The following is a 7,356-nucleotide window of genomic DNA, read 5'->3' on the forward strand; positions in this document are numbered from 1 at the left end:
GTTTAATATAATGCCAGCTTTCTGCTGTGATAAAAAATGCTGAATTGCTTTGCGAGCACACAGGTAAGCGCCTCGCAAATTAATAGCAATCATCCGATCTACTTTATCGATGGCGATTTCGTGGGAGGGACCGGATATTTGCATCCCCGCGTTATTGATTAAGATATCGAGGCCACCAAACTTATCTACGGCAGTAGTGAACATCCGGTCCACGTCTTCTTCCTGGGAGACATCTGCCTGCACTACCAGGGAACTAACACCACAGCCCTCAATGGACCGACAGGCCTGGTCAATATCTTCTTTAGTGTCTATCGCCTCGTCTTGATCTGAATAATAGTTAATGGCGACGTTGGCCCCCTCTTGAGCAAAGCGAATGGCAATCGCCTGGCCAATGCCTGAGCTAGCCCCTGTGACCAATACACTTTTGCCCTTTAGTCCTTTCATAATTTGGCGAATTCACTCGATAACACCCACACCATATCGAAGAGAGAAGCCAATATAGATCTTACTAAAGGGGTAATTTTACAGAGAATTACCCACAGCTCTCTCTTTGTATAGAGGTTTTTTCCCTGGCAGGTGCTTACGGTGTAGAGGTGAGAAGTTAAGGACAAAGAAAATAATGGAAACCACCGATAGTTTACCTAAACAGCAGGCCGTTGACGGTCAGGGTGCGTTTGCCGGTAATGCTGGGTCTGAGGGAGATACCGTAGACACGTTAATGTCCCAGGCGGGTATGGATCCGGTCCCTGGTGAAGCGACAGGTATGAAAAGAATTTTAGACGAACGCGACGAAAACCGTTGGGAGTTGGATCCAGACTCTGTGCGTAGTAATCGACCTATGGGTTAGGTCGCACGGGCAAGATGTGCATCAAACGCAAGATGCCTTGCCCGCTACGGTCCAACTAGTTTAGACACAGACGTTCAGGAGATTCTTTTTATGTCAGGTATTATTGATGCCGTAAACGCTGTTCAGGAAGTTGCAGCTGAGGTCAGTCCCGTTCCAGCACGGTTCGAACATGTTATATCCGCAGTCGATCTGAAGGCTCGTCTTGATTGGGGTGAACCGGCTCTGACGATTGTTGACGTTCGCGATCGCGAAAACTTTAACAACGAGCGGATTATGGGAGCCATTTCACTTCCTGTTGAAGAACTCACAGCCCGCGCCGCTGAGATGTTTGAAGTGGATCGTGATATTTACGTCTATGGTGCCACAGACATGGCCACAAAAGGAGCCGCCACACAGCTTTACACAGCAGGCTTTGAGCGCACCGCCGCACTAAAGGGCGGGCTGGACGCATGGAAAGCCATCAACGGTGGAATCGAAGGGCGTAACACTTAGGGCAACGCCTAGGGTTCTCCGTAATTTTTCTGGCCCGCAGCCCTAACGTTTTAGGGCTGCGGGCCTTGTTTGTGAGTTTATGCTACTGGGTTTATGCTGGCCAAAAAGCCTTAACCCTTTCAGAATACATACTCACAGGAATATCATCCTTGGAGTGAATCATCACACCAAGGTGATTTTCCTTAACCCGATCGAAAAATCCTTGAACCTGATCTTCTGTACCGAGTGGAGTAGACCAGGAAGGCAAGATCAGTTCAGTATCAAAGCGATAGTGATTTGCCGCCTCAAACCCTAAAACATAGTCAACATAAAGGCCATACAGCATATATTCGGAAATATTCTTGTATCCACAAAGCACGCGAAACCAATCTTGTCCATTGACTTCTTCTATATGGCTTCGCATTTTTAAGATATTAGGCTTATACCAGGTAATCATATTGGAAACGTAGATGGCAGGCTGAATCACCTTGTCGTCTATTCCTAAGATTTTTTGTGAGGTTTCAACCCATTCATTTAAATCTTTCGTTTGCACATCTACTTTTAACAAGGCCAGACGATTGGCCTCCATCAGGTGAGACTTTATATCGAATGGCCGAATAAACGTGTTATCTGAATCACAAAATACTAAAACATCTTCATCAATGGCATCGCAAACAGAAATTTTGACCAACTGCTGTAGAATCCAGTTGCGAACTGGCAATGTGCGAAGGCTCATCCACCAACCTTTAAAGCCAGGTGCTCTAAAAATCCAAGCAGGCAACAAGTCCTCGACAACCAGTATGCGTATTTTTGACGAGGCCAGTTGGTCGAATAAGGGGACATCCCGGCGATCTACAACAATATAGTGCTTAGTATCGCCAGTCATACAACGCTCAACTGATTCAACCAGTAGCTTACAGCGTTCAAAGTCTGGCGCATAGCTGGGTGTAACAAGAGCGAACTTTAAATTGTCTTGAATCGTACTCATAAAAATGTTGGCTCTTTCGCGTAATTGAACTATTTAGAGATGAGTGCACAGCGCGCTGCTGCCCTGAAAGCAAAACTCTTCCAAGACTTTTTGAGAGATCCCACTGGGGAACTCTAATGGGGGTTTCTCGTTTCACATCACATCAGATGAAGATGCGATTACCCTAGAATTCCTATTTCCTTAGGTACGAGGTGTTTTCGAACCTGGCTTCTGTTGTATTTTCACGTATCCCAATAGGTCATATCAGCCATTGCCATACGCAGTTCCATTGAAAACCACTCTAATTTTTCAAGTGATATGGAGGCACACGTTTCGCTATTCCCTGATGTTTAATCTTGAAAACTTCCCACTGCACCTAGGCAGTGAGGCAGGATGAAAAAATGTAGTACGCACACAGTCTTTCTTCCAACAGTTTAAGAATATTCAGGAGTTATTTTTTATTAAATTTGATCTAAATTTGTGTTTTTTAAATTGGTCCTAAAAATGCCTAAAAACTTCTGCTACTACAAGCCAGGCATCCCATAGGATTGAGACGTGAATCCCATAATGCATAAGGTTAGGAGCTATGTCAGTGAAAGATAACATTCAGCAGGCATTTTAATCAGACTGGCTATCTTGCAGTTACAACATCAGTAAACCCATGGTTAATAAAAAAGCGCTGACCTAGTATTAATACCAGGTCAGCGCTTTTAATTCTTCAAAATGTAGTCTATGCTACGCGACTCTCCAAAATGTAATCTATACTACATTTTTGCGTCAGGCATGCTCTCTGTCTACAGTTATATGTGTCTGAAAAGTAGTCAGCTAGTCAAGCCCGTGCCTAGTTTCTATGCATTCTGCCAAAGTTCTAAAATTTCACCAGGCATAAACCTAGCGATTTCTTCACAGCGTTCCTTGGAAAGTTCATCTTTAGTTGCCGAAAATACAGCCTTTACAACTGTTTTGGGACCAGAGGTTTTGGGAATGCTTCCCTCTTGCTCGATTCGAAACAGAAATGTATCAGCACTAAAGTTGAGTGGCGGACGTAGCTCACTTAAAAAGCGTACCAAGGGATTGGTATCTTTCCAAAGTTGCGAGATATCTTCCGCTAAAGCTTCCTTATCTGTACTGGGAAGAATTTTACCCTCTAGATCTGCAGCTACATGATGTGCGGCGTCTGTTGTCATCAGGTCTCGCATGGTACGAAAAACCAATTCTGTCAGATCTCGGGCATCATAAACATCGTCTAGATTACCCCTGAGCATCACCTTTTTGAGAAAGGCCATATCTTTGGTCGCAATTTGTGTGCTCGGCCCCGTGCGTAATGATGCAGGGGGATTGTTTTCCATACGCTTGAGCAGTTGACGACCGCTGTTGGTAATCTGTACAGCCTTGAGTTCAATGGTATCTGGCAAGGGATTGGGACCTTTATCTCCATAGGCATCGCCAGAAAAATCGGCGTCCACATAGCCTTTCTGATTAAGATAATCAATATGGGCAGCAATATCAGTTCTGTCCGTATTACGGCCAACAAAGTCGGTCATCGCTACCTGCAGAGATTCAGGCTCAGATGTATTTTTCTCCTTGATTTTTTGCAGCAGAATATAGGCAACGTCTTCTTTTATCTGAATAGTCATTAAAAACCTCTAAACTTTATCTAATCCATGGCAAGAATGCCACGGCATGCGCAGATTTTGTGAGCTTGGCAGTAAGCGACTCTGAGCTTAAAGCCTGAACAAATCTGTCGTGTTAGTTAACTTCATTTTAAATTGTTTTTTGTGTAGCCAAATCGTCCTTAAGCAATAAGCATGAGTGAAAGATATCCTACTTTAAGCGTATTTTTTCAGAACCTAGGAACAGCCATTCATCGCTGATCGCCCAAACTGGATGCAGCCTCTTTACATATCTTTACATAGAAAACTAAATATAGCGCTATTAACGCATCGTGTTACCGCTATGCTGTTTACGAAGGTTTTTGCTAACCTTTGATTGGTCAGTAGAGCGTTGTACTTTAAGCAACTACAGCACTCTGCTCCTTTAGCTAATCCCTGAGCCAGCTGAGTCAAACCTGCCATCGTTTGATAGCAAGCCTCGTAGCGTTTTCAACACTAAGCTTGCTATCTCTATGGGTTCAACGGATTCAAAAAATTCGCCTACCGTTTTAATTGTTGATGATCACGACGATAACCTGCTGCTGCTGAATTACATCTTCGAGGATTTGGGCTATGCCACTATTCAGGGCAGTTCTGGTAAGGATGCGATCAATTTAACTGCAAAGCACCGACCCGACTTAGTTTTACTAGACATCCTGCTCCCTGACATGAATGGCATGACGGTTATTCGTCATTTGCGGAGAATACCAGGCATGCAAAACACTGCCATCATTGCGGTTACGGCGCTAGCAGGCAAACTAGATCGCTCTAAGATTATTGCAGCTGGTTTTACGGAATATCTGTCAAAGCCTTACATGATTGATGAACTTGCAGCTGTTGTCCATCGATACCTGTTACCAACGTAAATTAGTCTACAATCAGCAGCCCTGATTGGGTCAGCACTAGAACGATACGTTGCCTCAGTCGTGCAAGAAAAACATTCCCATCCAGCTTTTGCCGGTCTGACGATTGGTTAGTACTTCGTCTACTGAGCGATTTACTCTTTGCTCAATAAGTCTCTGAACTCGTTTTGCTATGGCACGATGGAGCCCCTGCCGATAGCTATCCACCAGCTCTGATGGGCAATACCGCACTAAAAAAGCTTCTAGAGGCGTATTAATGTCTTCTATTAACACGGCCAAATCGGTTTCACCGATAAACGAACAGGTAACATCCACAGGGTACTGACCAATGGACTGATAGATCAGTGCCTCGAGTTCGCTCTCTAGCAGTTCCTTCTGTGCGATCGCTTGATTTCCATTTGTCGTGTTCATAGACGTTTACTAAAGGAGGCTGAATGGCAAAAAAAGAGGCGGTTAAAAAATTGATTATAGATAAGCGACGCACAGGACATCTGTACGAATGCCACTGCCATTGGAGCAATCTCCAAGGCTCAACGGTTATGAGCAGAAGTCAGCCTAAAGCCTTTAAGTTCGTTAGGGTTAGGAGTCAGCTCCTGTCATTATATGCATTAATGATAAAGGCTCCAGCTTCCTATGTAATCGATCCCTAGGTAGATATTTTGTGTTCGTAAAAAGATTTTGCTGCGGCTAGCCGCCGACCTTGCACACCTAGTTTGACTTTACTTTTGGAATTGCCTCAGGGTTACGGACAGTTGGTGTCTCAGCCAGAATGACAATGATGCCCGTTCGTCCGGTGTTTAGGGTAGCATCGCTCATCAGGTCTAGGACTTCAACCTGCATAACCTCCTCAATCAGCTGCTTGATTTGAGGACGCATGGCCTGGTCAAGATCGGAGCGAACCCTCTCCGCTAAGTCTTGCTGCCCCTCGTCAGCCAGCAGCTGCTCGGGCTGAGTGACGGAGCCTTCTAATATAATTGCAACCTTTGATTCGAATACCTGGCAGGTGGCCTTGCTAGGACGCTGCCCCAGCTGTTCGCGATATAGGGCCTGCAAACGCTGAGACAGCTCCCGTTCGAGCTGGCCTACTGTTCGTTGTTCAATAGGTTTCATACTGTTTCCTAACTACGATAGATCAAACACAGCAAGCCGAGTTTCTAAGTTGCTGTATCTGATGAACGCGCTCCCACAAAATCTGGATTACATAAGTGTAAACGGTCTTCTGTTTGAAACGCTTAAACAAGTCTTAACATTTCACAATATACCTCTGTACAGAGGCCAGACAACATACACCTTAGATAGATATTTACGCATTATCTTTTCTACACTCGGTTTGATTTGAATAGCTAGCATCAGGCAAATCTATCAGAGGACTGATGTAGTGGCTGGCTCGGCAAGCTTTATTGATAGGGTCCATTCACTAACTGCTTGAGGTTATGCCTACTAAATTGTTTCAAATCCTTAGACAAACTGCTAAAGCGCTATGTCTGAGCTTGCTTGCTGCTGTTTTATTAAATGTAGTGGCTGTACCAGGTGCGATCGCACTTGGTACAGACTCCACCGACATTGCCATGTCCCGTGCTGCCGATGAAGTGGACCGAGTCGTCGGAGAAGGCACCAGCAATCAAATCGAAGGTAAAGTTCAGCGTGACATTGGCAATGTTAAACAGAGCGTCGGCAAGGTAACTGGTCAGATTGAAGGTGCCACCGACCAGGTCAAGGGCAAAGTAAAAAGCGATATCGGTCGCACCCAAGCGGCAGCCGACGACGCTGGCGATGCCGCTGAAGATGCCACAGAAGGCTTTATCGATTCTGTTAAAGATCTCTTTGACTAACCCTCACAGGTTACCAACTAACGGCTGGCCTGCTGAATTTATACAAAAGGCGTCTGATGGAAAACCATCAGACGCCTTTTGTGTCCATAGTCCACTCACATGTTACAGAGTATTTCTGCAAGAGACTTAGCCAGTGCCTCATTTCTAGACAGAATAGAAATGAGACCTTGTTCAAACGTTGATTTCCATACGGGACTATCGGGGGTGCGGGCCACCTTTTGCACAGCCGTTACTGTTTCATAGTCTCGGGAAATATCGGGCCACAGCTCCTGCCAAAGAACCTGTCCAGCCTCTAGCTGCTTGTGAGAAACCTCAGGGAGAGTCGCTAACGTGGGATCGTGAAGTAATGGGTTAGTATCTGACACAAAAATGTGGGGCAAACACGGTACCAAGACTTGAATCGTGAGCTGGGCCAGGGTGGGCACGGAAGGCGTCATTGAATCGGGCATGATAGTTTTTTGTTGCCTATATACAACAAAGGCCCCAGTGAGATGGGTCGAGCAACAGTTGCTAGGGCCAATCTCAGCGGGGTCCATAGGAGCAACAAGCCTATGAGCTTTGCTGATTGACCCGTCACTCCTACATAAGATAAGACAGATTAATCTTTGGAATTATCTAGCAAAAGAAGGATATTTTTAATAAATGGTGCTAAATGGCTACTGTTTATCATTGTTTTTTACAAAAATATCTCTCTAAGGATAGATGTTTTGACTGATTTCTAGGG

10 protein-coding genes are annotated in these 7,356 nt (G+C 45.0%); 4 read left to right on the top strand and 6 right to left on the bottom strand.

The annotated features are described in order from the left end of the window. The coding region (locus tag IQ260_RS24410) for an SDR family NAD(P)-dependent oxidoreductase (RefSeq protein WP_193995681.1) at window positions 1-444 on the bottom strand (444 nt) is incomplete at its 3' end. A 175-nt stretch (window positions 445-619) separates the two neighbouring features. Between IQ260_RS24410 and IQ260_RS24415 the strand changes: the two genes are divergently transcribed. Together IQ260_RS24415 and IQ260_RS24420 are read left to right on the top strand one after the other, a co-directional pair. After that, complete coding sequence (locus IQ260_RS24415) at window positions 620-847, top strand: DUF6335 family protein (RefSeq protein WP_193995682.1); 228 nt, start codon at window positions 620-622, stop codon at window positions 845-847. A gap of 90 nt (window positions 848-937) precedes the next feature. Continuing rightward, the gene (locus tag IQ260_RS24420; protein ID WP_193995683.1) at window positions 938-1,339 is read left to right on the top strand and encodes a rhodanese-like domain-containing protein; all 402 of its coding nucleotides are present in this window, start codon (window positions 938-940) and stop codon (window positions 1,337-1,339) included. Window positions 1,340-1,430: 91 nt separating this feature from the next. Here IQ260_RS24420 and IQ260_RS24425 read toward each other — a convergent pair whose 3' ends face one another. Together IQ260_RS24425 and IQ260_RS24430 are read right to left on the bottom strand one after the other, a co-directional pair. After that, window positions 1,431-2,306 (bottom strand): DUF6492 family protein, encoded by an 876-nt coding sequence (locus tag IQ260_RS24425; RefSeq protein ID WP_193995684.1) that lies wholly within the window; start codon window positions 2,304-2,306, stop codon window positions 1,431-1,433. Between the two features lie 827 nt (window positions 2,307-3,133). Then, entirely contained in the window at window positions 3,134-3,922 is a 789-nt protein-coding gene (locus tag IQ260_RS24430) for a DUF2267 domain-containing protein (RefSeq protein ID WP_193995685.1), read from the bottom strand. Window positions 3,923-4,410: 488 nt separating this feature from the next. Here IQ260_RS24430 and IQ260_RS24435 point away from each other — a divergent pair, with 488 nt between their 5' ends. After that, entirely contained in the window at window positions 4,411-4,803 is a 393-nt protein-coding gene (locus tag IQ260_RS24435; RefSeq protein ID WP_193995686.1) for a response regulator, read from the top strand. A gap of 54 nt (window positions 4,804-4,857) precedes the next feature. On the opposite strand, the gene IQ260_RS24440 is transcribed toward IQ260_RS24435, so the two are convergent. Continuing rightward, window positions 4,858-5,211, bottom strand: a complete 354-nt coding sequence (locus IQ260_RS24440) for a Na-translocating system protein MpsC family protein (RefSeq protein WP_193995687.1) — start codon at window positions 5,209-5,211, stop codon at window positions 4,858-4,860. Between the two features lie 297 nt (window positions 5,212-5,508). Beyond that, entirely contained in the window at window positions 5,509-5,910 is a 402-nt protein-coding gene (locus IQ260_RS24445) for a DUF2294 domain-containing protein (RefSeq protein WP_193995688.1), read from the bottom strand. 323 nt (window positions 5,911-6,233) lie between these two features. Between IQ260_RS24445 and IQ260_RS24450 the strand changes: the two genes are divergently transcribed. Continuing rightward, entirely contained in the window at window positions 6,234-6,632 is a 399-nt protein-coding gene (locus IQ260_RS24450; protein WP_193995689.1) for a CsbD family protein, read from the top strand. A 95-nt stretch (window positions 6,633-6,727) separates the two neighbouring features. Here the strand turns inward: IQ260_RS24450 and IQ260_RS24455 are convergent, their stop codons facing one another. After that, window positions 6,728-7,081 carry a hypothetical protein gene (locus tag IQ260_RS24455; RefSeq protein WP_193995690.1) on the bottom strand — a complete coding sequence of 118 codons (354 nt, stop codon included), beginning with the start codon at window positions 7,079-7,081 and terminating at the stop codon, window positions 6,728-6,730. Window positions 7,082-7,356: the final 275 nt, after the last annotated feature.

This window comes from Leptolyngbya cf. ectocarpi LEGE 11479, assembly GCF_015207065.1.
GTDB lineage: Bacteria > Cyanobacteriota > Cyanobacteriia > Phormidesmidales > Phormidesmidaceae > Leptothoe > Leptothoe ectocarpi.

Coding starts and splice junctions, on each gene's coding strand:
- IQ260_RS24415 (WP_193995682.1), top strand. CDS start 620: ATGGAAACCACCGATAGTTTACCTAAACAGCAGGCCGTTGACGGTCAG.
- IQ260_RS24420 (WP_193995683.1), top strand. CDS start 938: ATGTCAGGTATTATTGATGCCGTAAACGCTGTTCAGGAAGTTGCAGCT.
- IQ260_RS24425 (WP_193995684.1), bottom strand. CDS start 2,306: ATGAGTACGATTCAAGACAATTTAAAGTTCGCTCTTGTTACACCCAGC.
- IQ260_RS24430 (WP_193995685.1), bottom strand. CDS start 3,922: ATGACTATTCAGATAAAAGAAGACGTTGCCTATATTCTGCTGCAAAAA.
- IQ260_RS24435 (WP_193995686.1), top strand. CDS start 4,411: ATGGGTTCAACGGATTCAAAAAATTCGCCTACCGTTTTAATTGTTGAT.
- IQ260_RS24440 (WP_193995687.1), bottom strand. CDS start 5,211: ATGAACACGACAAATGGAAATCAAGCGATCGCACAGAAGGAACTGCTA.
- IQ260_RS24445 (WP_193995688.1), bottom strand. CDS start 5,910: ATGAAACCTATTGAACAACGAACAGTAGGCCAGCTCGAACGGGAGCTG.
- IQ260_RS24450 (WP_193995689.1), top strand. CDS start 6,234: ATGCCTACTAAATTGTTTCAAATCCTTAGACAAACTGCTAAAGCGCTA.
- IQ260_RS24455 (WP_193995690.1), bottom strand. CDS start 7,081: ATGCCCGATTCAATGACGCCTTCCGTGCCCACCCTGGCCCAGCTCACG.